The 24,641-nt window shown below is 45.2% G+C and carries 22 protein-coding genes; 9 read left to right on the top strand and 13 right to left on the bottom strand.

Features of this window, described 5'->3' with window-relative positions; translation table 11 throughout:
* Position 1 precedes the first annotated feature (1 nt).
* Entirely contained in the window at positions 2-256 is a 255-nt protein-coding gene (locus tag QTN95_RS04555; protein ID WP_331416510.1) for a YfhL family 4Fe-4S dicluster ferredoxin, read from the top strand.
* 52 nt (positions 257-308) lie between these two features.
* On the opposite strand, the gene mepA is transcribed toward QTN95_RS04555, so the two are convergent.
* The 7 genes from mepA to queA form a co-directional block, all read right to left on the bottom strand.
* Positions 309-1,163: a penicillin-insensitive murein endopeptidase gene (gene mepA, locus QTN95_RS04550; protein ID WP_331416548.1), complete on the bottom strand. Its 855-nt coding sequence runs from the start codon at positions 1,161-1,163 to the stop codon at positions 309-311.
* A gap of 34 nt (positions 1,164-1,197) precedes the next feature.
* Positions 1,198-1,530: a DUF1904 domain-containing protein gene (locus QTN95_RS04545; protein ID WP_331416509.1), complete on the bottom strand. Its 333-nt coding sequence runs from the start codon at positions 1,528-1,530 to the stop codon at positions 1,198-1,200.
* 284 nt (positions 1,531-1,814) lie between these two features.
* Entirely contained in the window at positions 1,815-2,762 is a 948-nt protein-coding gene (gene secF, locus QTN95_RS04540) for a protein translocase subunit SecF (protein WP_331416508.1), read from the bottom strand.
* Between the two features lie 14 nt (positions 2,763-2,776).
* Positions 2,777-4,633: a protein translocase subunit SecD gene (gene secD / locus QTN95_RS04535; protein WP_331416507.1), complete on the bottom strand. Its 1,857-nt coding sequence runs from the start codon at positions 4,631-4,633 to the stop codon at positions 2,777-2,779.
* Positions 4,634-4,654: 21 nt separating this feature from the next.
* The gene (gene yajC / locus QTN95_RS04530; RefSeq protein ID WP_138970454.1) at positions 4,655-4,984 is read right to left on the bottom strand and encodes a preprotein translocase subunit YajC; all 330 of its coding nucleotides are present in this window, start codon (positions 4,982-4,984) and stop codon (positions 4,655-4,657) included.
* A gap of 174 nt (positions 4,985-5,158) precedes the next feature.
* Complete coding sequence (tgt, locus tag QTN95_RS04525; RefSeq protein ID WP_006877883.1) at positions 5,159-6,295, bottom strand: tRNA guanosine(34) transglycosylase Tgt; 1,137 nt, start codon at positions 6,293-6,295, stop codon at positions 5,159-5,161.
* Positions 6,296-6,463: 168 nt separating this feature from the next.
* Positions 6,464-7,525 (bottom strand): tRNA preQ1(34) S-adenosylmethionine ribosyltransferase-isomerase QueA, encoded by a 1,062-nt coding sequence (gene queA, locus QTN95_RS04520; protein WP_331416506.1) that lies wholly within the window; start codon positions 7,523-7,525, stop codon positions 6,464-6,466.
* Positions 7,526-7,830: 305 nt separating this feature from the next.
* On the opposite strand from queA, the gene QTN95_RS04515 reads away from it, so the two are divergent.
* Positions 7,831-8,271 carry a CBS domain-containing protein gene (locus QTN95_RS04515; RefSeq protein ID WP_331416505.1) on the top strand — a complete coding sequence of 147 codons (441 nt, stop codon included), beginning with the start codon at positions 7,831-7,833 and terminating at the stop codon, positions 8,269-8,271.
* A gap of 343 nt (positions 8,272-8,614) precedes the next feature.
* On the opposite strand, the gene aceA is transcribed toward QTN95_RS04515, so the two are convergent.
* The 3 genes from aceA to QTN95_RS04500 all read right to left on the bottom strand — a co-directional run bounded on the left by aceA (position 8,615) and on the right by QTN95_RS04500 (position 13,316).
* On the bottom strand, positions 8,615-9,928 hold the full coding sequence (gene aceA / locus QTN95_RS04510) for an isocitrate lyase (RefSeq protein WP_138970451.1): 1,314 nt from the start codon (positions 9,926-9,928) through the stop codon (positions 8,615-8,617).
* Between the two features lie 125 nt (positions 9,929-10,053).
* Positions 10,054-11,700, bottom strand: coding sequence for a malate synthase A (aceB, locus tag QTN95_RS04505; RefSeq protein ID WP_331416504.1), 1,647 nt, complete (start codon positions 11,698-11,700; stop codon positions 10,054-10,056).
* A 710-nt stretch (positions 11,701-12,410) separates the two neighbouring features.
* Positions 12,411-13,316, bottom strand: coding sequence for a hydrogen peroxide-inducible genes activator (locus QTN95_RS04500; RefSeq protein WP_331416503.1), 906 nt, complete (start codon positions 13,314-13,316; stop codon positions 12,411-12,413).
* 198 nt (positions 13,317-13,514) lie between these two features.
* On the opposite strand from QTN95_RS04500, the gene QTN95_RS04495 reads away from it, so the two are divergent.
* The 5 genes from QTN95_RS04495 (at position 13,515) to glpD (ending at position 20,019) form a co-directional block, all read left to right on the top strand.
* A complete protein-coding gene (locus QTN95_RS04495; RefSeq protein WP_269377677.1) occupies positions 13,515-14,123 on the top strand; it encodes a peroxiredoxin C in 609 nt (202 codons plus the stop codon).
* 324 nt (positions 14,124-14,447) lie between these two features.
* Positions 14,448-15,479, top strand: a complete 1,032-nt coding sequence (dapD, locus tag QTN95_RS04490; RefSeq protein ID WP_138970447.1) for a 2,3,4,5-tetrahydropyridine-2,6-dicarboxylate N-succinyltransferase — start codon at positions 14,448-14,450, stop codon at positions 15,477-15,479.
* A 342-nt stretch (positions 15,480-15,821) separates the two neighbouring features.
* Positions 15,822-17,339, top strand: coding sequence for a glycerol kinase GlpK (gene glpK, locus QTN95_RS04485; RefSeq protein WP_138970446.1), 1,518 nt, complete (start codon positions 15,822-15,824; stop codon positions 17,337-17,339).
* A 173-nt stretch (positions 17,340-17,512) separates the two neighbouring features.
* The gene (locus QTN95_RS04480) at positions 17,513-18,286 is read left to right on the top strand and encodes a DeoR/GlpR family transcriptional regulator (protein WP_331416502.1); all 774 of its coding nucleotides are present in this window, start codon (positions 17,513-17,515) and stop codon (positions 18,284-18,286) included.
* 179 nt (positions 18,287-18,465) lie between these two features.
* A complete protein-coding gene (gene glpD / locus QTN95_RS04475) occupies positions 18,466-20,019 on the top strand; it encodes a glycerol-3-phosphate dehydrogenase (protein ID WP_331416501.1) in 1,554 nt (517 codons plus the stop codon).
* 78 nt (positions 20,020-20,097) lie between these two features.
* On the opposite strand, the gene QTN95_RS04470 is transcribed toward glpD, so the two are convergent.
* Entirely contained in the window at positions 20,098-21,282 is a 1,185-nt protein-coding gene (locus QTN95_RS04470) for an NnrS family protein (protein ID WP_331416500.1), read from the bottom strand.
* 247 nt (positions 21,283-21,529) lie between these two features.
* On the opposite strand from QTN95_RS04470, the gene QTN95_RS04465 reads away from it, so the two are divergent.
* A complete protein-coding gene (locus QTN95_RS04465) occupies positions 21,530-22,090 on the top strand; it encodes a gamma-glutamylcyclotransferase family protein (RefSeq protein ID WP_331416499.1) in 561 nt (186 codons plus the stop codon).
* A 64-nt stretch (positions 22,091-22,154) separates the two neighbouring features.
* On the opposite strand, the gene QTN95_RS04460 is transcribed toward QTN95_RS04465, so the two are convergent.
* The gene (locus QTN95_RS04460; RefSeq protein ID WP_138970441.1) at positions 22,155-22,487 is read right to left on the bottom strand and encodes a tRNA-binding protein; all 333 of its coding nucleotides are present in this window, start codon (positions 22,485-22,487) and stop codon (positions 22,155-22,157) included.
* Positions 22,488-22,653: 166 nt separating this feature from the next.
* On the opposite strand from QTN95_RS04460, the gene QTN95_RS04455 reads away from it, so the two are divergent.
* Positions 22,654-23,658: a substrate-binding domain-containing protein gene (locus QTN95_RS04455; protein WP_331416498.1), complete on the top strand. Its 1,005-nt coding sequence runs from the start codon at positions 22,654-22,656 to the stop codon at positions 23,656-23,658.
* Between the two features lie 60 nt (positions 23,659-23,718).
* On the opposite strand, the gene QTN95_RS04450 is transcribed toward QTN95_RS04455, so the two are convergent.
* Positions 23,719-24,600, bottom strand: coding sequence for an aldo/keto reductase (locus tag QTN95_RS04450; RefSeq protein ID WP_331416497.1), 882 nt, complete (start codon positions 24,598-24,600; stop codon positions 23,719-23,721).
* Positions 24,601-24,641 lie beyond the last annotated feature (41 nt).

Genomic DNA, 24,641 nt, shown 5'->3' with positions numbered 1-24,641 from the left:
CATGGCATTGCTCATTACTGACAAGTGCATTAACTGCGATATGTGTGACCCTGAGTGCCCAAATGGTGCTATTTCTATGGGTGACTCTATCTTTGAAATCGATCCTGATTTATGTACTGAATGTAAAGGCCACTACGAAAAGCCTACGTGTCAGTCAGTATGCCCGATAACAAAGTGTATCATTACTGACCCTAATCACGTTGAAACCGAAGAAGAGTTACTAGAGAAATTCGTGATTATTCAAGGTGTAGCCTAAGCAATAACCGATATTAATACGCCGCTCACATTGAGCGGCGTTTTTATATCAGTTAGATATTATCGAGCAATTGCTGACATTGAATCGGTAGCACCTTTGGCTTTATCTTCGTTTGAGTAGCTGCAACCTTTGGCGCTGCCGGTTTGGGCTGAGGCTTCCAACTGGTCAACTCTGATCCACAACCGTCTCCCACAGGAGGCTCAGGTTGCGACTGACAGTTTTTGCTGTCTTGCGGGCATTTCAGTCGTACATGCATGTGGTAGTGATGGCCCCACCACGGCCTTACCTTTCTCAGCCATTCTCGATTCTCAGTTTCTTCCGAGACGCACAGTTTTTGTTTAATCACAGGATGGACAAAGATGCGTGCAACTTGCTGATCGTTCGCGGCCAGTTTCATCAAAGTGAAATGACGTTCGTCCCAGTTATCTTGTAGCAGTTGGTACTGCTCAAGGTTAACGACACTTAACGGTTGTGGCTCGGATAACTGCTGAGATGACAACATTTCATCAGCCAGTTTTAACCAGATATCAATATCTAATCCAGTTTGATGGCTGGAGTGTCCTGAAGAGAAGCGTCCCCCCTGAGGCAGAGACATATCGCCAATCAGAATATTGGTTGAGAGTTGTTGTTGCGATTGAACCGCTAACCGCTCAATAAAGCGAATGGTTTCAGGATGACCGTAATATCGAGCACGTTGACTACGTAGCACCTGATAGCCTTGCCCCTCTAACGGTAGAGAAGCTCCGCCAGCCAAGCAGCCATTCGCATAGCTACCAATCGCTTGAGATGGTTGAATAGATGGGGATGAGACTTGCTCCCATGGGTTAGCTAGTAAGATAGTAGGAGCAAGCAGCAACAAAGAGAAAATAAGCACGCGGCATTTGGTGCTCTTATGGCGACTTCCCATCATAAACTCCTTGCTGCTTTGCACTCAGTGGAAACTAATAGTGTTCCCCGTTATCGTAGTAGCCTTGAGGGTTCAACGCGCTAAAGATCACTGCGACGTTAACATCTTCGCCGATAATACCGCGAACCTGAGCGGTAATGATTTTTGCGACGGCATCTTGCGTCTCTTGACCTCGATCGAACCAAAGCACTTCAACAAATGGATAAGCTGAGCTGACCTCTCCCTCATGGTAGAAGGTCGTGTAGATGTATTCAAAGGTAAAATCTTCACGAGGAGAGTCCATTAGAGGCTGAAGAGCGTCAATTAGAGATTTAGAAAGTGTTTGAACTGTTTGCGGTTCAACGGCGCGAAAACGTAAATGTGGCATATATTACCTCCTCAAAACTAATTTGCTCCATCATACCAAGTTCCAAAGAAATCTCTTACTATCAATCGTTCAATCTTGACTAAGCGTCAGCGTAATAAGCTCCCCATCGCTACTCAATCTAGCTCGCCACTCACCGTTTTGCCAGATTAACCTCCTATGGGTATGCTGCGGAAATCGATTTAAGAACACAATCAACGACCTATCGGCTTCGCATTATCTCTCCTTAATAAACAACAAAGCCGCTGAATAACAGCGGCTTTGATTAAGATCTTTGACTCAATACCTTATGGCATCTCATCGAACTCTGCACCTTCTTTTTCTACTTGAGGTGGCATTAGGTGTTCTTTGGTAATACCCAGTTTCAAAGCCAGTGCCGAAGCGACATAAATTGATGAGTAAGTACCAACCGTAATACCAAGCAGAAGTGCGGTTGCGAAGCCGTGAATCATAGCACCACCCTGAGTAAACAGAGCAATAACTACGAACAAGGTAGTACCAGAGGTAATCAAGGTACGGCTCAATGTTTGTGTAATTGAGCTGTTCATGATCTCTGATGGTTCACCCTTACGTATCTTGCGGAAGTTTTCACGGATACGGTCAAATACAACAATGGTATCGTTGAGCGAGTAACCGACAACCGTCAGCAAGGCTGCAACGATAGTCAGGTCAACCTCGATCTGCATCATCGAGAATACGCCAAGGGTAATGATAACGTCATGAGCCAGTGCCATTACCGCACCAGCAGCGAGACGCCATTCAAAACGCACTGAAACGTAAATCAGGATACAGATAAGCGAAACTAAAATCGCTAGACCACCAGCTTCCGTGAGTTCATCACCTACGTTAGGACCAACGAATTCGATACGACGCATCTCAACGTCTTCGCCAGTGCCCTGTTTGATCGCAGAAATAATCTGGTTGCCCAGAGTCTCACCTGCCATATCATCACGAGGACGTAGACGAACCATAACGTCACGTGCACTACCAAAGTTCTGAACCGTTGCATCGCCAAAGCCTTTTGCTTCCAGCGCACTGCGGATATCTTCAAGGTTCGCAGGCTGTTCAAAACCTACTTCGATTAGAGTACCGCCCGTAAAATCTAGACCCCAGTTTAACCATTTGGTTGATAGAGTGAAGATTGAAGCACCAATCATCAAAATAGAGAACAAGAATGCGAATTTTGACCAACGCATAAAGTCGATCGTTTTCTCTGCTTTTAGAATCTGAAACATACTAATTCCCAGCCTTAGATCGACAGTTTGTTGATACGTTTACCACCGTAAGCCAGATTCACGATACAACGTGTTCCAACAATGGCTGTAAACATAGAAGTTAAGATACCGATAGACAGAGTCACAGCGAAACCTTTGATTGCGCCGGTACCGACAGCAAACAGAATAATCGCAGTAATCAAGGTCGTGATGTTCGCATCGGCAATCGTACTGAATGCGTTAGCGTAACCTTGGTGGATCGCTTGCTGCGGGCTGCGACCATCACGTAACTCTTCGCGAATACGCTCAAAGATCAGTACGTTCGCATCGACGGCCATACCGACAGTCAGAACGATACCGGCAATACCTGGTAAGGTCATGGTTGCACCTGGGATCATCGACATAACGCCGATAATCAACACAAGGTTTGCCATTAAAGCGACGTTAGCAATCAGACCAAACTTACGGTAGTAAATCAGAGTAAAGAGCATAACTGCCACCATACCCCAAATCATTGCTTGGATACCCATGTCGATGTTCTGCTGACCCATTGAAGGACCAATAGTACGCTCTTCGACAATAGAAATAGGCGCGATTAGGGCACCCGCACGTAGTAATAGTGCTAGGTTATGTGCTTCAGCCGCAGAATCAATACCAGTAATACGGAAGTTACGGCCTAGCGCAGATTGAATCGTCGCTTGGTTAATCACTTCTTCATACTTAGTCAGAATCACTTTGCCTTCAGGAGTACGACGACCACTGTCTTTGTACTCAGCAAACACGGTCGCCATTAGCTTACCAATGTTCTGACGAGAGAAAGCCGACATCTTGTTACCACCTTCGCTATCTAGCGAGATGTTAACCTGAGGACGACCGTACTCATCAACACTTGAGCTTGCATCCGTGATGCTCGAACCGCCTAAGATGACGCGTTTCTTAAGCACCACAGGACGGCCGTCACGATCTTGTTTGATTTCACTGCCTGCTGGCGCGCGACCACTAGCCGCCGCAGCCAAATCAGCTTTAGCATCAACTTCACGGAACTCTAACGTTGCCGTCGCACCAAGAATCTCTTTCGCTCGAGCCGTATCTTGAACACCTGGAAGCTCAACAACGATGCGGCTTGCACCTTGACGTTGAACCAATGGCTCTGCAACACCAAGTTCGTTAACACGGTTACGCAGAATCGTGATGTTCTGCTCGACAGCGTAGTTGCGAATTTCAGTTAGACGTTGCTCAGTAAAAGTAGCAATGAGAGCAAAACGACCCTCAGACACGGAATCAGTAAAGAGCATGTCTGGGTGGTTTTTCTCAAGAATGCGCTGAGCTTCGGCTAGTTGTTCTTCATTGCGCAGTAGTACTTCAACCGCGTTCTTGCCTGAAGGGCGAATCGAACGATAGCGTACTTTTTTTTCGCGAAGTTCACTGCGGAAGGCTTCTTCCTGCTGACCAATCAGCTTTTCCATCGCAGCGTCCATATCCACTTCCATCAAGAAGTGAACACCACCACGTAGGTCAAGGCCTAGCTTCATCGGCGCAGCGCCAATGGATTCAAGCCAGTCTGGCGTTGCAGGAGCGAGGTTAAGAGCAACAATTATATCGTTGCCCATCGCTTCGCTGATAACATCACGAGCACTAATTTGTGTGTCAGTGTTATTGAAGCGAACAAGGATGGATCCATTTTCTAGAGCAATGGATTTATGAGATAAGCCCTGTTTATCAAGAGCTTGAGTGACAGAATCCAGCGTCGACATATCTACAGAGGCGCCACGCGCCCCTGTAACTTGAATTGCCGGATCTTCACCGTAGATATTCGGAAGTGCATACAATGCTGCGATAGCGATGGTAAACACCACCATCAGGTACTTCCACAACGGATAGCGGTTAAGCACAGCGAGGATCCTTAAGCTGTTTTATAGAGATTTCAGCGTACCTTTTGGTAGCACTGCTGTAACGAAGTCTTTTTTGATAACAACTTCGTTATTGGTGTTTAGCTCGATCGAGATGTAGTCGTTGTCTTCAGCGATCTTAGTAATTTTACCGACTAGACCACCGCTGGTTAGAACTTCATCACCTTTACCCATCGACGCCATTAGGCTTTTATGCTCTTTTACACGCTTAGCTTGTGGACGGTAGATCATGAAGTAGAAGATCACCGCAAACATACCTAGCATGATTAGCATTTCGAAACCGCCACCTGCTGGTGCACCTTCAGCTGCTGCGTGAGCTTGAGAAATAAACATTAAAATATCCTCTATTATTATTTATTAATATCCAAGTTGGGCATTCGCGATTTAGTTTCAAGTCTGAGAGTAACCAATAGCGATCACTCTCTCAAAAATAGCTTGCGTTTGCCTACTTTATTAGCAAAAGCCTCTGGCATAATGCCAAAGGCTTTAATTCTTAAAATCCGTCGATTACTGCTCTTTCGCCAGTGGCGGTACTTCACGGCCACGACGCTCATAGAACTCTTTCACGAACTCATCAAAACGATCTTCGTCAATCGCGTTACGAATGCTTTCCATCAAGCGTTGGTAGTAACGTAGGTTGTGGATCGTGTTTAGACGGGCACCCAGAATCTCGTTACAACGCTCTAGGTGGTGAAGGTACGACTTAGAGTAGTTCTGACAAGTGTAACAGTCACAGTGCGGATCTAGCGCTGTTGTATCTGTTTTGTGTTTCGCATTACGGATCTTGATCACACCGCCAGTCACAAATAGGTGACCATTACGTGCATTACGCGTTGGCATTACACAGTCAAACATATCGATACCACGGCGCACACCTTCAACTAAGTCTTCCGGTTTACCAACACCCATAAGGTAACGAGGCTTGTCTTCTGGCAATTGAGGACATGTGTGCTCAAGGATGCGGTGCATGTCTTCTTTAGGTTCACCTACTGCCAAACCGCCGACAGCATAACCGTCAAAACCGATTTCAGTTAGACCTTTAACAGACACATCACGTAGATCTTCGTAAACACCACCCTGAACGATACCAAATAGGTTGTTTGGGTTCTCTAGTTTGTCGAAATGGTCACGTGAACGCTGCGCCCAACGTAGCGACATTTCCATCGATTTCTTCGCTTCATCATGTGTTGCTGGGTATGGCGTACACTCGTCGAAGATCATAACAATGTCTGAACCTAGGTCTTTTTGGATTTCCATCGACTTTTCAGCGTCCATGAAAATCTTGTCACCGTTTACTGGGTTACGGAAGTGAACACCTTGCTCAGTGATGGTACGCATCTTACCTAAGCTGAATACTTGGAAACCGCCTGAATCAGTAAGAATAGGACCTTGCCAGTTCATAAAATCGTGCAGATCACCGTGCATTTTCATCACTTCCTGACCAGGACGTAGCCATAGGTGGAAAGTGTTACCTAGCAGGATTTCAGCACCAGTGCCTTTTACTTCTTCCGGCGTCATACCTTTAACAGTACCGTAAGTACCTACTGGCATAAATGCAGGTGTTTGAACTGTGCCACGTTCAAAGGTCAGTTGACCACGACGCGCAACACCGTCTTTCTTTTTAAGATCGAATTTTAACTTCACGAAGCCTCCGGTTGTCAGAGAAACAGTCTGACATTAAGTTCAGAGCATTAAGCTCTATGAGGAGCGGTCGCCTTCCATGCGAGAGACAAAGCATCCTTCTGCTTTGCTTCCTAGCTTACTGCTAGCACTCGTAAATTGTTTAAGTCCCTAGATTTCAGTTTCTAGCGACTAGGAACTCGTAGCTAGTTTCTTTTTTATAAACATCGAATCACCGTAAGAGAAGAAGCGATACTTGTTCTCCACCGCGTGCTTATAAGCGTTCATTGTATTCTCGTAACCTGCGAACGCACTGACCAACATAATCAGTGTCGACTCTGGCAGGTGGAAGTTAGTAATTAAACAATCAACTAACTGATATTGGTAACCTGGATAAATAAAAATCTCAGTATCACCGAAGAAAGGAACCAGTTCAGTACCATTCTTAAGTGCATCTTGCGCGGCGCTTTCTAGTGAACGAACCGATGTCGTACCTACCGCAATAATTCGACCACCACGAGCTTTAGCTGCATTGATCGCATCAACCACTTCTTGCGGTACTTCAACGTACTCCGCATGCATGTGGTGATCATGAATATCATCAACTTTCACTGGCTGGAATGTACCTGCGCCCACATGGAGAGTCACGTAAGCAAACTCCGCACCTTTCGCTTTGATTCTATCCAGCAATGGTTGATCGAAATGCAGACCCGCCGTTGGCGCGGCTACAGCCCCCGGTTTTTGGTTATAAACCGTCTGGTAACGCTCTTTGTCAGAGTCTTCATCTGGACGATCGATATAAGGAGGAAGAGGCATATGACCAATCTCTTCCAATACCGCTAGAACATTTTGCTCTGAATTGAACTTCAACTCAAACAACGCATCATGACGCGCGACCATCTGCGCTGAAAACTCATCATTCTCACCAACAAAAATAGTACTTCCCGGCTTCGGTGACTTTGAACAACGCACATGAGCCAGAATGCTTTTCTCATCGATAACCCGTTCAACCAACACCTCAAGCTTGCCACCTGATTCTTTGCGGCCAAACATGCGCGCAGGAATCACTCGAGTGTTGTTGAAAACCACTAAATCACCAGGTAGTACTTGCTCCAGTACATCGGTAAATGTGCCATCAACAAGCTCACCCGTATTACCATCCATTTGTAGTAAACGGCTCGCAGTGCGTTCTGGCTGAGGATAACGAGCAATAAGCTCATCCGGTAAGTCAAAATGGAAATCTGATACTTGCATGTTACTAATCTTTTGTCGTGGGTTCTTTATGTGAGTCGAACTGATTCTGTCACAAACAGACGACGAGTTTTTCGCAGCCGAATAGTATATTCCGCATCAGAGCAATATCAAGAAAAGAGATGTGAATTATTGTAATCATTTACGTAATTACAGCTTCTGAGAGTGTTATTTTAGTGCTGAGTTATTCAATAATTGATTTACCACAAAAAAAGCAAGGTTATAACAATAAAGCGCGATTAGCTCTCATACTCACAGCGAGAAAATTACTATATTTATAAGGTAAAGAACAACTTCAGGAGGCAGCCATGATTAAAGTAGAAGACATGATGACGCGTAGTCCCCATACGCTTCTTCGCTCACATAATCTTGCTGATGCTAAAAACATGATGGAAGCACTTGATATTCGTCATATCCCCATCATAGACGCAGACAGAAAACTACTCGGAGTCATCTCTCAACGTGACGTGCTCGCCGCTCAAGAATCCAGCTTGCAACAGATTCCAGAAAATCAGTCATTCACTCTTAACACACCACTTTACGAAGTCATGAAAACCGGTGTGATGACCGTTGCGCCACAAGCGGGATTAAAAGAGAGCGCTATCTACATGCAAAAACACAAAGTGGGCTGTTTACCCGTGGTAGAAAAGGGTCAACTAGTCGGAATTATCACCGACAGTGACTTTGTCGCTATCGCAATTAACTTACTTGAATTACAAGAAGAAGTTGAACCTGAAGAGATGGAATAATCGCCCTTTATGCTCAACACTTTCCGGTGCTTACTCTCTGAGAGTAGGCACCTGATGCTACATCCTCTTTGGCTTACCGCTAATTCAGAGCAGGCTACATCTATCTGCCATTGAAAAACACCACATTCACAAACTGAAACTGACTTGTGCAGCACCGCTATACAGGGTTCGAAAAAGGGTACTTGAAACGAGGAATGTAGAAATTACAGGCAAAAAAAAGAGCGGTCTGCACCGCTCAAAAGCATGTCAAAGTTTATGCCTAAACAGAATATCTATACCCAAAGGCTAGTGAGTCAAAGCCTGCATTTCTGACTCACTAGGCTGGGTATTAATGGCTAAGGGATTAAAATTGGTCTTCTTCTGTTGAACCTGTCAATGCTGTTACAGAAGAATTACCACCTTGAATTGTGTTGGTCATCTTATCGAAGTAGCCTGTACCCACTTCTTGTTGGTGAGCCACGAATGTGTAGCCTTTCTCAGCAGCTTGGAACTCTGGACGCTGTACTTTCTCAACGTAGTGACGCATGCCTTCGCCTTTCGCGTAGTCGTGAGCAAGTTCGAACATGTTGAACCACATGTTGTGAATACCTGCCAGCGTAATGAACTGGTACTTGTAGCCCATGTCAGAAAGCTCTTGCTGGAATTTCGCAATGGTTTCTGCATCTAGGTTCTTCTCCCAGTTGAACGATGGAGAACAGTTGTACGCAAGTAGCTGCTCTGGGTACTCAGCATGAATTGCTTCTGCGAACTTACGCGCTTCTTCTAGACATGGCGTTGCTGTTTCACACCAAATTAAGTCTGCGTATGGCGCGTAAGCTAGACCACGAGAAATCGCTTGGTCAATCCCTGCACGTACACGGTAGAAACCTTCCTGAGTACGCTCACCAACGATAAAGTCTTTGTCGTATGAATCACAGTCAGACGTTAGTAGGTCAGCAGCGTTCGCATCTGTACGAGCGATAACGAGTGTTGTTGTACCAGCAACGTCTGCCGCTAGACGAGCCGCAACCAGTTTTTGAACCGCTTCTTGAGTAGGAACAAGAACTTTACCGCCCATGTGACCACATTTCTTAACAGAAGCAAGTTGGTCTTCAAAGTGAACACCCGCAGCGCCCGCTTCGATCATCGACTTCATCAGTTCGTATGCGTTTAATACGCCACCAAAGCCCGCTTCTGCGTCAGCAACGATTGGTAGGAAGTAATCAACAGCACCTTCATCGGCTGGTGATTTACCGTTAGACCATTGGATTTGGTCCGCACGACGGAATGAGTTGTTAATACGCTTAACGACTGATGGTACAGAGTCTACTGGGTATAGCGATTGGTCTGGGTACATTGTTGATGCAGTGTTGTTGTCTGCAGCAACCTGCCAGCCTGAAAGGTAAATCGCTTCAATACCTGCTTTCGCTTGCTGAACGGCTTGACCGCCAGTCAGTGCGCCCAGACAGTTTACGTAACCCTTCTTAGCATCACCGTTCACCAGTGACCATAGTTTGTCAGCACCACGCTGAGCGATGGTATTTGCAGGTACCATTGAACCACGTAGTTCAACAACCTCTTCAGCAGTGTAAGGACGTTTTACATTTTTCCAGCGTGGATTGGTTGCCCAATCTTTTTCTAGAGCTTCAATTTGTTGGCGGCGAGTTAAGTTAGTCATCGGTCTATCCCTCTATTGATGAGCGCTTCTTATGTTGAGTTAACGGGCGCTGTGTTTTCCTTTTTCTTTGGCAGTACATCCATCTCTGCCTTAGAACATTCACGTTATTGTTGTGGAGTTTGTTTCTAATCCAGGTAGTCGTAACCTGGAATGGTTAAGAAATTGGTTAATTGGTCACTGGTCGTGAGCTCAGTCATCAAGTCCGCAGCTTCTTCGAAGCGACCCGCTTGGTAACGCTCCTCACCCACTTCTTGTTTAACAACGTCAATCTCTTCACTCAGATACTGTTTGAACAGCTCGTTGGTGACGGTTTGCCCGTTGTCCAGCGATTTACCATGTTGAATCCATTGCCAAATCGAAGCACGCGAGATTTCTGCGGTCGCGGCATCTTCCATCAATCCGTAGATAGGCACACAACCGTTACCTGAGATCCACGCTTCGATGTACTGCAAAGCAACACGAATGTTATGGCGCATACCTTGTTCTGTGATGTCACCTTCACACGGTGCAAGAAGGTCTGCCGCTGTCACTGGTGCATCTTGTTCACGAGATACATTGAGCTGATTTGTTCTTGGTCCCAATGCTTGGTCAAATACAGCCAATGCCGTGTCAGCTAATCCAGGGTGTGCAACCCAAGTACCGTCATGACCATTGTTGGCTTCCAGTGATTTGTCGTTATAGACCTTATCCAGCACTTGCTGATTAGTTTGTGGGTCTTTCGCTGGGATAAAGGCGGCCATACCTCCCATAGCGAAAGCACCACGTTTATGACAAGTACGGACAAGTAAACGGGAGTAAGCGTTTAGGAACGGCTTGTCCATTGTCACTACCTGACGGTCAGGAAGAACGCGGTTAGGGTGTTTTTTCAGTGTTTTGATGTAGCTGAAGATGTAGTCCCAGCGACCGCAGTTAAGACCAACGATATGTTCTTTTAGTGAAAATAGAATTTCATCCATCTCGAACACAGCGGGTAACGTCTCGATCAGTACGGTTGCCTTGATAGTTCCAGTGTCGAGACCGAAGTATTCTTCCGTAAAGTGGAACACTTCACTCCACCATTTTGCTTCCGTGTGAGACTGAAGCTTTGGAATGTAAAAATAAGGGCCGCTGCCTTTTCTCAACAGACTGGTATAGTTGTTGTAAAAGTAAAGCGCAAAGTCAAACAGGGCCCCAGGGATAATCTGGCCGTTGAAAGTAACGTGCTTTTCTTTGAGATGTAGTCCACGTACACGGCAGATAAGAACCGCAGGATCGTCTTCCAACTGGTAGATCTTGCCATTGACTGGATTGGTGTAGCTAATATCACCATTTACCGCATCACGTAAGTTGACTTGGCCATCAAGCACTTTGTCCCACGCTGGAGCTAATGAGTCTTCAAAGTCAGCCATAAACACTTTTACGTTAGCGTTTAGAGCGTTTATCACCATTTTTCGGTCTGTAGGACCTGTGATTTCAACGCGGCGGTCTTGAAGATCTTTAGGGATCCCTTGGATTTTCCAGCTTCCTTCTCTGATATCTTGCGTATCTGTTAGGAAGTCCGGCAGTTCACCAGCGTCAATGCGTGCCTGCTTCTCCTCACGAGCAGCGAGCAGTTCATCAACTCGACCAGCGAACTTTTCACACAGTAGAGATAAGAAGGTTTGGGCTTCAACAGGGAAAATCGCCTGATGCTCTGGTGAAAGGGTACCAGCGACATCAAGCATGCCTTCTTTTAGTAGGGTTTCTTGGGCTTCTACTGTTGTTTTATCTCTTTCTGGTGTGTTGGCAAGCATAATTTCTTCCTTAATATCCTGCTGTATATGAAACCGTCACTGGTTAGCCGCACTTATCTGACACTGCGAACACTTCTGCCGAGCTCGTCACTGTCATTGCCAGCCCACCTCTGTATCGGGTCATTTCGATTCTCGAACGCCCCGATTACATTTGTAACTATCAAACAACAATCAAACTTCCTAACTGATCATTCTCTGAAGAGGTTTCTTGTTCTGTTGGCTGTTAGATTGAATCAGTAAAACATTCATTTCAATCTAGACATAAGTCTTACTGAGCCTTTATTTAACCTATACCAAACATGAGTAGAGTAAAAGTACTAAAGTAAACAAAACGTTAAATTCGAAGTTTTATTCCGCACGCACAAAAGTGGTGTTCGCACTCACAAAAACGTAACCAGTTACGTAATTTAATTACAGTGAAATTAACGATGTAAAATCGTTTCAAACACGCGTTTAATTCTATGCAGTGGGGATAAATCCTTTTTATCACTAGAGGTGAAGGTAATATGCAATCGGATTATCAAACAATGGAAAATCGTAGGGTTGTAAAATTCACACTGTGAAATTTCACAATTTAATGAAAGCTTCATCAAAATTTACTTGTAAAATTTTACAAGATAAAGTTTACCGACAGGATAAAATGCTAAAAAGCACACTAAAACTAGTGTGCTTTTGAAGACGAAATCGATTTCTTCGACTAATACTTATCGCTAAAGTAGCTCTGACACTACATCCGCTAATTGATTAAAAGTGTTTACACGCGACGAACTAGGTCGCCAAACCAGACCTATATGACGGTGAGCCTGTTGTCCGGGAGCATCGACAACAACCAGATTCTGATTATCAATCAAGCCATGATCGATCGCCATTTGGGGAATAAAGGTCGTTCCCATACCATTGGCAACCATCTGCACTAAGGTATGTAAACTGGTGGCGGAGAAAGGGTTAATCTTCTCTTTGTCTGTTAACTGACAGGCAGAAACCGCGTGCTCGGTTAAACAATGCTCTTTCTCTAAAAGAAAGACAAACTCATTGGGTAAGTCCGCATACTTAATTGGCGTTTGAATCGCATCAGCTTGATTGCGACTAATGATCATACGGAATGGATCACTCCCCACAATGCGGCTTTCCATACCTAATATGTCGACTGGCAAAGCTAAAATCAGCACATCCAATTCTCCATGACGCAACGCATCGAGCAAATTGGTCGTCGTATCTTCTCTTAATAACAGATTCAGTTGAGGAAAGCGGCGATTCACCTCCTGAACCAAATCACACAATAAGAAGGGAGCGATAGTAGGGATGCACCCAAGGCGCAGTTGCCCTTCCATTTCTCCGCCTTGGCACAAACGCCCAAGTTCAACGAGATCTTGTCCTTTTGCCAATAACTCTCGCCCCTGCTGCACCACTTGCTCGCCAGCCAAGGTAAAAACCAAAGGGCTTTTCTTGTCTTTCTTTTCGTATAAAGGGCAACCAATCAGCTCTTCAAGATTCTGGATACCTTTACTTAAGGTAGATTGACTGACAAAGCACTTTTCAGCGGCATCGCTAAAATGACGTGTTTCGTGCAAGGTAATTAGATAGTGTAACTGTTTGAGGCTGGGCCACTTATTCATAGATTTATCTATAACTTCCGACTGGATATTGACCAAGTTAATAAAATCAAACTTATCGCTTTTTTCGATTAACTTAATCTATTTAATTCGCTTTTTTACATACTACAATGTGTACTATAGTTTGTCCCGTACAAACACGGACCAAAGCAGAACAGATGTTTTGCATTGGAACTAACCAAATATTTTAGGAGCAAAAAAATGGTACTAGTAGGTCGTCAAGCCCCAGATTTTACTGCTGCAGCTGTTCTAGGTAACGGTGAAATCGTTGATAACTTCAACTTTGCAGAGTTCACCAAAGGTAAGAAAGCAGTTGTTTTCTTCTACCCACTAGATTTCACTTTCGTTTGCCCATCAGAGCTAATCGCTTTTGACAACCGTTTTGAAGATTTCAAAGCTAAAGGCGTTGAAGTTATCGGTGTTTCAATCGATTCTCAATTCTCTCACAACGCATGGCGTAACACTGCGATCGAAAACGGCGGTATTGGTCAAGTAAAATACCCTCTGATTGCTGACGTTAAGCACGAAATCTGTAAAGCTTACGACGTTGAGCACCCAGAAGCAGGTGTTGCGTTCCGTGGTTCTTTCCTAATCGACGAAGACGGTCTTGTACGTCACCAAGTTGTTAACGACCTACCTCTAGGCCGTAACATCGATGAAATGCTACGCATGGTTGACGCACTAAACTTCCACCAAAAACACGGTGAAGTATGTCCTGCACAGTGGGAAGAAGGTAAAGCAGGTATGGACGCATCTCCTAAGGGTGTTGCAGCGTTCCTATCTGAGCACGCAGACGACCTAAGCAAGTAATTGCTTACTATACCCAAGCTCAACGGGTATATGGTTGGTAAGTATATAAAAGCACATAGCGCATAAGCGCAACGCCAATCAGTTCTAAGTAAAGTCTTAATCAAAGCCCGAAGCATTGCTTCGGGCTTTTTTTTATTTCACTACCAAAGGCGAAATATTGATAAAAAGACAACACATCGCTAAAGAGACAAAAAATATCGTCTTACAGACTTTCTCGGATTCAGCCCTTTAAAGTCTGCATAGCTCTCTTTATGATGAATTTAACTTAATTTGAGACTGAGCATCATTGCTCTTTCTGGATGAATATAAACATGGAGATTTAAAATGGCTTACTTTTCTCTAGCCTTTGGTACAGCAACTAAAAACCGCGATGGAAAAATCATTGAAGCATTTTTTCCAAACCCAGTTCTAAACCCATCAGATGCACTGGTTGAAGCCGTTGCTAAAGTTGCAGGTTATGAGCAAGGTAACCAAGCTATCGAAATCTCTGCAGCTCAAAGTGCTGAGTTAGTTAGTGCCTTTGAAGCAAACGGGGATACAGCGAATGCATCTTTCGCTGCAAAAGCGGCAGAGTCTTCTCAACCTCTGGTTGTTGTGGTTCTAGCAACAGATGAGAAACCTGAGTCCGTTGCTGAAGGTTTCCTTAAACTGCAACTTATCTCTAACCGCCTAGTTCAACCACACGGTACTGTCCTAGATGGTATCTTCGGTCTGCTGCATAACATTGCATGGACTAACGAAGGTCCAATCGACTTGCCTGAGCTGGCTGACCGTCAAATTGAAGCGCGTCTTGCTGGCCGCTCACTGTCTGTTGACTGTGTCGACAAATTTCCAAAAATGGTCGATTACGTTGTTCCAGCTGGTATTCGTATTGCTGATACATCTCGCGTGCGCCTTGGTGCTCATGTGGGTGAAGGCACCACAGTTATGCACGAAGGTTTCATCAACTTCAACGCTGGTACTACAGGCGTGAGCATGGTTGAAGGTCGTATCTCTGCGGGTGTTGTTGTCGGCAATGGCTCTGACATCGGTGGTGGCGCTTCTATCATGGGTACACTATCAGGCGGCGGTACAGTAGTGGTGTCAATTGGTGAAAACTCACTACTAGGTGCGAATGCGGGTCTTGGTTTCCCTCTAGGCGATCGTTGTACTGTTGAATCTGGTCTATATGTGACGGCAGGTTCTAAAGTACGCATGTTAGATTCATCTGGCCAAGAAGTTGAAGTAGTGAAAGCTCGCGATCTCGCTGGTGTATCTGATCTACTGTTCCGTCGCAACTCAGTGACAGGCCAAATCGAATGTCTTGCGAACAAGTCTGCGGTAGAGCTGAACTCAGAGCTACACAGCAACAACTAGGCCAAGGCGAGTTGATAAAGCCGAGCTTCAATGCTCGGCTTTTTTGTTTCTTATTCCTCAGAAGTAAAGGTTATTATCCTCGTCAATCCCCTATATCCACTAGCGACAGGGGGGAGATTTACACCTTTTCAGTCAGACAATATATTCCGACTTACTGATATTTTTATGCTCAAACACTCATTTTTAGTGCTCGTTTATTTTCGAATTCGCCTATTTATGCAAAATTACTCTGCGTAAATAGGGAATACACCAATCTGCTGCTACCACACATCGAACTCGCTCAAACGATAAGCAAGCCAAGATTAGCTAAAATAGTAATAATAAGACAAAAGGATTCTTACCATGACTGAGCAAAAGTACATTGTTGCCCTAGACCAAGGCACAACAAGCTCTCGCGCGGTGATACTGGACCACGATGCCAATATTGTTAGCATCTCTCAACGTGAGTTCACCCAAATTTACCCTCAGTCTGGGTGGGTCGAGCACGATCCTCTTGAAATTTGGGCAACACAAAGTTCAACTCTCATCGAAACTCTCGCCAAGTCAGGAATCAGCAGCGACCAGCTTGCGGCCATTGGTATCACTAACCAACGTGAAACCACCATTGTATGGAATAAAGAAACTGGCAAACCTGTCTACAACGCCATTGTGTGGCAATGTCGTCGCACTGCAGAAATTTGTGAAGAGCTCAAAGCACGTGGCCTAGAAGAGTATGTCCGCGAAAACACCGGATTAGTACTCGACCCATACTTTTCCGGCACTAAGATTAAGTGGATTCTGGATAATGTCGAAGGCGCACGTGAAGACGCAGAAGCAGGCAAATTGTTGTTTGGTACTGTCGATACTTGGCTGGTATGGAAAATGACCCAAGGCCGAGTACACGTCACAGACTATACCAATGCTTCTCGCACCATGCTCTTCAATATCAATAACTTAAGCTGGGATCAAAAACTGCTCGACGAACTAGGAATCCCAGCTTCAATGATGCCTGAAGTGAAGCGTTCTTCGGAAGTTTACGGTCAGACCAACATCGGTGGTAAAGGCGGTACTCGTATTCCTATCGCAGGTATTGCCGGAGACCAACAAGCTGCGCTTTACGGTCAAATGTGTGTTGAGGCTGGACAAGCGAAAAACACCTATGGCACAGGTTGCTTCTTACTTATGAACACCGGCCAAGAGAAAGTAACATCAACTCACGGTCTTTTGACCACGCTAGCCTGTGGTCCAAATGGCGAGCCTGCCTATGCACTAGAAGGCGCGGTATTTATGGGAGGCGCTTCAATTCAATGGCTACGCGATGAGATGAAGCTACTCGCAGATGCCAAAGACTCAGAGTACTTTGCGACCAAAGTTGACTCTTCCAACGGTGTTTACGTTGTACCTGCCTTTACTGGCCTTGGTGCTCCTTATTGGGATGCTTGGGCGCGTGGGACCATTGTCGGTCTGACGCGCGGCGTCAGCTCAAACCACATTATCCGAGCAACGCTTGAAGGTATTGCCTACCAAACTCGCGACGTTTTGGATGCAATGCAAGCGGACTCCAACATTAACTTGGCTAGCTTAAGAGTCGACGGTGGAGCGGTGGCAAACAATTTCTTAATGCAGTTCCAATCTGATGTTCTAGATACAGAAGTTCACCGCCCTAAAGTCACGGAAGTTACCGCCTTAGGTGCAGCCTACCTAGCAGGTCTTGCCGTTGGGTACTGGAATAGTATTGATGAGCTGAAAGACAAAGCCGAGCTCGATCGCACCTTCCTACCTCATCATGATGAAGAAAAACGTAATCGCCGCTACAAGGGATGGAAGCGCGCCGTTAAGTGTGCGCAGGTTTGGGCAGAAATGCATAACGAGGAAGATTAAAGTCACAAACTCCTATTCAAGAGCGCCGATTATGGCGCTCTTTTTGCGTTATATCCCCTATTCCTTACATCGTTCTCTTCTCACAATGCGCTAATTCGAGCACAATAACGCGAGTTATTATTTTCGAAAATCAGTGTAATGAGCATATTGGCTCAATGCACAGGGAGCTGCCCGTGAAACAAATTCCAAGACATCAGCAAATAATTGCGTTGGTTCAAAAGCAAGGCTATGTCAGCACCGAAGAGCTGGTAGAGAAATTTAATGTCAGTCCACAGACCATCAGACGCGATCTCAACGAACTTGCCGATGACAATAAAATTCGCCGTTACCATGGTGGTGCAACCATTCCACTGAGTTCAGAAAACACCTCGTACACCGCGCGCAAGAGCATGAATTTCAACGAGAAGGATGTTATTGCAGAAGAAGTGGTTAAACACATTCCCGATGGGGCGACCTTGTTTATTGATATTGGTACCACTCCAGAGGCCATTGCACGAGCACTAAACAAAAATCACAAGCAACTACGTGTGGTTACTAACAATATTAATGTCGCAACCATCTTGCTGCAAAACCCAGAGTTTAAAGTCATCCTTGCTGGTGGAGAAGTACGCAATCGTGATGGCGGTATCGTCGGTGAAGCCACTCTTGATTTCGTGAAACAGTTCCGACTTGATTTCGGCATCTTGGGGATTAGCGGTATCGACTATGACGGTTCACTGCTTGACTTCGACTACCATGAGGTTCGTGTAAAGCAAGCCATTATCGAGAATAGCCGGAGTGTTTTTCTTGCTGTTGATCACTCTAAATTTGGCCGTAATGCGATGGTCAAGCTGGGCAATATCTCTCAACTCCATATGCTGTTTACTGACAAACAACCGCCAAAAGAAATACTGTCTATCCTCAAAGAACACTCAATTCCGCTTGAAGTAATTAACGACAGTAAATAGTCACAGCAATTTCAATCAAATTTAACCTTCAAGAAACCTTTATTCCCTAATAAAGGTTTTTTTGTGCATAAATCACACAAACGAGCACAAACGAAAATAAATAATGATCCAAAACGAAAGCTGCGTTAGGATTCTTTTATGGTCAAAAATGCTCGTTCGCTCAACAAAAGGTTAAATTCATGAGTATTTCAGCTAATGCTGCGCAATCAGACAAAACGTTAGACATAATCATAGTTGGTGGTGGCATTAATGGTGCAGGCATCGCTGCTGATGCTGCTGGCCGAGGCTTATCTGTCGGTTTATATGAAGCCCAAGACTTCGCCTCTGCAACCTCATCTGCCAGCTCAAAACTGATTCACGGTGGGTTGCGCTATCTCGAACACTATGAGTTTCGCTTAGTTTCGGAAGCGCTCGCAGAACGTGAGGTGCTGCTGAAAAAAGCGCCACATATCGCGCAACCAATGCGCTTTCGACTCCCACACCGCCCTTTCTTACGTCCAGCATGGATGATTCGCTGCGGTTTATTCCTCTACGACAACCTAGGCAAAAGAACGACGCTGCCGGCAAGTGAAAGCATCGACTTGGCTCAATCTGGCTTGCTCAAACCGGAAATGAAAAAAGGCTTCGAGTACTCTGATTGTTGGGTAGATGATGCGCGATTAGTATTGCTAAACGTGTTGGCTGCAAAAGAAAATAATGCTGAAATTCGTAACTACTGCCATGTAGAAGGCGCAATACGCGAAGGCGATATCTGGCGCGTGACCATTCGCGATGTCATGACAGGAGAAACCTTTGAGCGTAAATCGAAAGCGCTAGTGAACGCCGCAGGGCCTTGGGTCAAGCAGTTCTTTGATCAAGGGTTAGAAAACCTTTCACCACGTAATATACGTCTAATCAAAGGATCTCATATTGTGATTCCTCGCATTCACGATGAGCCACAAGCATATATCCTGCAAAACAAAGATCATCGAATCGTGTTTATGATCCCTTATTTGGATCAGTTTTCGATAATAGGTACGACCGATGTTGAATATAAAGGAGATCCAAGAGAAGTGGCGATCTCAGATCAAGAGGTGGATTATCTGATCGATATCGTCAATCAGCACTTTGTCCAGCAACTTTCACGTGAGGATGTCATCTGGAGTTATAGTGGCGTGCGACCTCTTTGTGATGATGAATCTGACTCTCCACAAGCCATCACCCGAGACTACACTCTGGAACTTGAATCTGAGTACGATCAAGCTCCTCTGCTATCAATTTTTGGCGGAAAATTAACCACATACCGTAAACTTGGTGAAGCGGCATTGGCAAAGCTCGCCCCATATTTACCTAATATGGGGACACCATGGACAGCCAACCACGCCCTGCCAGGTGGTAACTTTAGCTGCACCAGAGAACAACTGGCTGCAACGATCCATGCTCAGTACCCTTGGCTATCACAAGCGTTGCTACTGCGCTATGTCACTCAGTTTGGTACTTATACGTGGAAGCTACTTCAAGGGGTAACAAGTATTGAAGGTATGGGTGTCCCGTTCTCTGACTCTGCGCAAGGCGTTTATCAGCAAGAGATTGATTATCTAATTGAACATGAAATGGCTCTCACAGCCGATGATCTGCTGTGGCGTCGAACCAAACTTGGTCTCTACCTCAATCAGGACGAGATTGAAGCTGTCACCAAGTACATTTCAGGGAAACAACCTCAGCAGGTGATCAGCCTGTCTGAAGCTGGCTAACCACCTAAGTAAGGCAATTTATCATTAAAAGGCTTGGTTACGACACCAAGCCTTTTTAGCTCTAATCAAAACTGGCGATCAACCAGGATGACCATCGACCCTTGGGGTGACTAGCATTTTTCCAAACAGACCGACATACATGACAAAAGCGAATATCCACAACGCTGCACTGATGTTTAGCGCAGAAATCAGATACTGAGGGAAGAACGCCACCCCTATCCCACGTACAATTGCAGCCAATACCAAAGCACCGAAAGCTAGGTTCATATTTGGACCTTGGTAAATCGCACGACCAGTATGCCCCATTGTCACGCGAGCGATCATCGCCAAAATCACACCGCCAATGGCCCCAATCGCAAATAAATGCAACATGTTGTGGCTGGCAAATGGATTATCCAGCAAACCACGTAATAGCAAGCTCACTGGGATGCACAGGTAAGTAGCATGCAGTGACCAAACCAAAGGTTCGCTCAAAGTAAGCCACGGTTTCCAGCGTATGATTCGGATCAGATGCGCCACACCGGCTAACAACATCAATGGTTGACCAAGTTGAGCAAAGGTCATCGGGAAAAAACTTAATATAAATAAGCCGATCAGAGGTAGGTTTGCTAACCAGTCCAACCAGACTATTGGCTGAGGTTTTTCAAAGTTAAAACGACGAGCGGTAAAAAATGGGATAACACGGCTGCCCATAACAGAGAGCAGCAAAGTAAACCACCAAAGCATCGCCTGCCAAACCGCTGAAGCAGGAAATGGCGGCATACCTTTTACCGCCGCATAACTGGCAAAATTAGCCACGATAGCCAACAAAAATAACGGAATAAAAAACAGATTACGCCACCCTTTCGCTTTGACGACTCGGCTGCCGACTTCGTAGGCGACAAAAGCTAAAAACAAGGCTTCAAGGCTAGAAACCAGCCAAAGCGGCGTTGGAGTCCATAGCAACAATCGCGGCAACAACCACAGTGCCACTATCGCAGCTAAACGGTGATGCTTTGTACCATTAATTCCCGTCCAGTTCTGAACCGCGGTTAAGACAAATCCAGCCACAATCGCCATGGCAAAACCAAACAACATCTCATGAACGTGCCACCATAATGCAGGCACTTGAAGCATCGCGGGTTGTCCGCTTTGGAACATCCAAACCCATAAGCCAATAGCAATAACCGCGTAGATGGATCCTAATAGGAAGAAAGGTCTAAAACCTAAACGTAAAACGGCTGGGATCGCTTCTTCTACTTTTTTATCAGTAATATTGAGCACTAAGTGACTCCTAAAAGTTATAAAAAACTGAAATCTTCCTAGGCTATCGCAAGAAATGTTCCAACCCTTGTAACTCTTTTATCTCAAAGGCTTAGTGATATTAACAAGCCAAAAAAGAAGTCAAATTAACCCAATTTAAAAATGTCAAAAAGACACGATAGATACGATATGAACGACTTTCAATTCTCAGTGAAACTGGTTAGTTTAACGAATACTCCTATTTCACATCCAAGATGAGGTGACAACAGTGGCAAACTATATCTTCGGTTATGGCAGTCTGATGAATTCCGCATCACGCCAATTAACAGGGCAAACTTCGGCGGCAACCACCGCAACCGTAGAGGGGTTTAAACGCTATTGGGGCAAAGTGGATGAGAGTTATACGCTCTCACCCTTGGTGGTCGATAAAGGACACGGGTACGTTAATGGTGTTTTACTCGAAGTAAGTGAATGCGGTCTTAAAGAATTCGATATTCGTGAACGAGGCTACCATCGCGTTCGAGTCCAAGTGAATCAAGTTGAGTCACAGTTGCCACTTAGCGACAACGATCAAGTTTGGGTTTACATCAAAGACAATCCTGAGCCACCTTGTACACTCAGTCCAATAATGCAAACTTATGTGGATACTGTTCTCGTTGGGTGTCTAGAAATATCGGAACAGTTTGCCAAACAGTTTATTGAGCAAACGATAGGCTGGCATTTTCCGCTCGAAAATGATCGCCATGAACCAAAATATGGCAACCTAGCAGGAGTAAAACCAGAGCACCACAAGCAAATTGATGCTCTGGTGGCTGAAGTAAGAGCCTGAAAACCCTCAGCCAAAAAGAGATAAGTTAAATGGATCACCAAGCCTTCGAGCTTGGTGTCTACCTTTAGACAATACGAATACCAGCTGGCATCGAACGCTCAGGAGTCAGCAGTACACTTTCCGATTCATCATCTGTTTCTGCACACAGCAGCATGCACTCTGATGTTTCACCGCGCATCTTGGCTTTTTCCAGATTGCACAGCACAACCACCTCTTTCCCCATCAGCTGTTGTTCTGTGTAATAAGGCACAAGGCTGGTCACAGTTTGTAGTGTTTTATCACCAACATCAATTTGCACAATGTATAGCTTATCCGCGTTCTCATGGCGGACAACCTCAATGATTTTTCCTGTACGAATTTCCAATTTAGCGAAATCTGAATAAGCGACTTTTTCCATGTTAAGATACTGGTAAAATTTTACTAAAAGACAACGTTTACACTATCAGCAATCACTTATATTGCAAGTGGTAAAGATCTCAATTTAAAAATGTATTCATAACAGTATTTGCCTTATTTACATCAACAAGGTTAAATAACTCCATTCGTATTTTTCGAGGTCAAATATGGCAACCATAAAAGATGTCGCCAAGGAAGCTGGCGTATCGATTGCTACAGTATCCAGAGTGATCAATAAGTCTCCTAAAGCGAGCAAAGCATCGATAGAATCGGTCTCAAAAGCGATGGCAAAACTAGGCTACCGACCCAATGCCGCCGCCAAAGCGCTTGTTAGCCAGAGCAGCAATACCGTTGGCGTATTGGTTGGTGATGTGTCCGATCCCTTTTTCGGAGCCCTCGTCAAAGCAGTGGACAATGTCGCTCACGAGCATGGTAAACATATACTGATCGGAAATGGTTACCATGATGCTGAAGAAGAACGCAAAGCGATTGAACTGCTTATCAACAATCGCTGTGAGGCTCTGGTCATCCACTCAAAAGGCTTATCTGATCAAGAGCTCATCGGCTACGCGAAAGAAGTCAAAGGTCTGGTGCTCATAAACCGATTTATTGAAGAAATTGCGGAACGCTGCATCGCACTCGATAACTTCAAAGGGGCTTATCTAGCGACTGAATACCTGATCCGTCATGGACACACTAAAATTGCTTGTGTAGCGTCAGCTCACGAAATAGAAGACTCTTCGCAACGAGTTGCAGGGTATCTCGCGGCGCTAAAAGACAACAATATTGAACTGCCTAGCAGCTATATCGAACGTGGTGAGCCAAACAACGATGGTGGGGAAGTTGCTATGACCACCTTACTCACCAAATCACTCGATATCACTGGTGTGGTCGCCTATAACGATTACATGGCTGCGGGAGCACTGTCTGTACTCGATGAAAATGGCATCAAAGTGCCAGATCAAATCTCTATGATGGGATTCGATGACGGTCTGATTGCTCGTTACATCAGCCCTCGATTGACGACGATTCGTTACCCTATCGCTATGATGGCAGAGCGCGCTGCGCGACTAGCATTAAATCTCGCCAAACAAGAAGCAACTAACAACGAAGCCATCATGTTTACACCAATGTTAGTACGTCGTAACTCGGTTGCAAAAATTGCCAAGTAGCCAACAAGCGTAACGGTATTTAGGGGGGCTCAAACTAGAGCCCTCTTTTGATTCAGGTAGTTACGCGACACCATGACCTTTCGATGCAACCCAGATGCGGTACCACTGTTCATGTGTCAACTCCAGCTGTAATGCGCCGACCGCTGTCTTCACGCGCTGGATGTTACCGCTACCAATGATAGGAACTGGGCGCGCAGGCATTCTCATCACCCAAGCAAAAATGACTTGGTCAATACAGTCGGCTCCAATTTCTTGGCCAACTTCAGATAATGTGTCACGTAGACGGCATGCCTGTTCACTGCTATCGCTAAATATTCGACCACCAGCAAGACATGACCAAGCCATCGGCTGAACTCGCTGCTTTTGTAACTGCTCCAGCGTACCATCTTCCGTCACTTGTAAGTTCACCGGATTAATTTCAATCTGATTGGTGATAAGTGGTACATCAAGGCGAGATTGAAGTAACGCGAACTGAGCTGGGGTAAAGTTAGACACACCAAAATGCTTTACTTTACCAGCACTGTTTAACTGTGCGAACGCTTCGGCGGCTTCATCGGCATCCATCAGCAGATCTGGACGGTGCAATAGCAAGACGTCGAGATGATCAGTATTCAAACGGCGAAGAGATTGTTCAGTCGATTCGATAATCGCAGCCTTGCTACTGTTGTAGTGATTGACCTGCTTGCCTTCGCCACGGTAAATACCACATTTTGAAACGATCTGAATCTGGTCACGCAAGCGACTATCGAGTGCCAGCACCTGACCAAACATTTTCTCACATGCAGAGTCTGGTCCATACACTGGAGCATGATCAACCGTGGTGATACCCAACTCAAGATGTTGCTGTACAAACGCATGCTGTTGCTGAGTATTCATACCCCACTCTGCCATGCGCCAGTAACCTTGGATCATCGGTGAAAAAACCGGGTGTGACTTGTTCATATTTGTCCCCTGAAAGATGCAATTTATCAGCGATACTTGCG

Source organism: Vibrio sp. M260112 (assembly GCF_036533775.1).
Classification (GTDB): domain Bacteria; phylum Pseudomonadota; class Gammaproteobacteria; order Enterobacterales; family Vibrionaceae; genus Vibrio.
The sequence above is the reverse complement of the archived record's forward strand: the minus strand, read 5'-3'. Positions and strand labels throughout refer to the sequence as shown.

What these genes read in the sequence shown, in the direction of transcription:
- QTN95_RS04555 (WP_331416510.1), top strand. Translation starts at nt 2, where the DNA reads ATGGCATTGCTCATTACTGACAAGTGCATTAACTGCGATATGTGTGAC.
- mepA (WP_331416548.1), bottom strand. Translation starts at nt 1,163, where the DNA reads ATGGGAAGTCGCCATAAGAGCACCAAATGCCGCGTGCTTATTTTCTCT.
- QTN95_RS04545 (WP_331416509.1), bottom strand. Translation starts at nt 1,530, where the DNA reads ATGCCACATTTACGTTTTCGCGCCGTTGAACCGCAAACAGTTCAAACA.
- secF (WP_331416508.1), bottom strand. Translation starts at nt 2,762, where the DNA reads ATGTTTCAGATTCTAAAAGCAGAGAAAACGATCGACTTTATGCGTTGG.
- yajC (WP_138970454.1), bottom strand. Translation starts at nt 4,984, where the DNA reads ATGTTTATTTCTCAAGCTCACGCAGCAGCTGAAGGTGCACCAGCAGGT.
- queA (WP_331416506.1), bottom strand. Translation starts at nt 7,525, where the DNA reads ATGCAAGTATCAGATTTCCATTTTGACTTACCGGATGAGCTTATTGCT.
- QTN95_RS04515 (WP_331416505.1), top strand. Translation starts at nt 7,831, where the DNA reads ATGATTAAAGTAGAAGACATGATGACGCGTAGTCCCCATACGCTTCTT.
- aceA (WP_138970451.1), bottom strand. Translation starts at nt 9,928, where the DNA reads ATGACTAACTTAACTCGCCGCCAACAAATTGAAGCTCTAGAAAAAGAT.
- aceB (WP_331416504.1), bottom strand. Translation starts at nt 11,700, where the DNA reads ATGCTTGCCAACACACCAGAAAGAGATAAAACAACAGTAGAAGCCCAA.
- QTN95_RS04500 (WP_331416503.1), bottom strand. Translation starts at nt 13,316, where the DNA reads ATGAATAAGTGGCCCAGCCTCAAACAGTTACACTATCTAATTACCTTG.
- QTN95_RS04495 (WP_269377677.1), top strand. Translation starts at nt 13,515, where the DNA reads ATGGTACTAGTAGGTCGTCAAGCCCCAGATTTTACTGCTGCAGCTGTT.
- dapD (WP_138970447.1), top strand. Translation starts at nt 14,448, where the DNA reads ATGGCTTACTTTTCTCTAGCCTTTGGTACAGCAACTAAAAACCGCGAT.
- glpK (WP_138970446.1), top strand. Translation starts at nt 15,822, where the DNA reads ATGACTGAGCAAAAGTACATTGTTGCCCTAGACCAAGGCACAACAAGC.
- glpD (WP_331416501.1), top strand. Translation starts at nt 18,466, where the DNA reads ATGAGTATTTCAGCTAATGCTGCGCAATCAGACAAAACGTTAGACATA.
- QTN95_RS04460 (WP_138970441.1), bottom strand. Translation starts at nt 22,487, where the DNA reads ATGGAAAAAGTCGCTTATTCAGATTTCGCTAAATTGGAAATTCGTACA.
- QTN95_RS04455 (WP_331416498.1), top strand. Translation starts at nt 22,654, where the DNA reads ATGGCAACCATAAAAGATGTCGCCAAGGAAGCTGGCGTATCGATTGCT.
- QTN95_RS04450 (WP_331416497.1), bottom strand. Translation starts at nt 24,600, where the DNA reads ATGAACAAGTCACACCCGGTTTTTTCACCGATGATCCAAGGTTACTGG.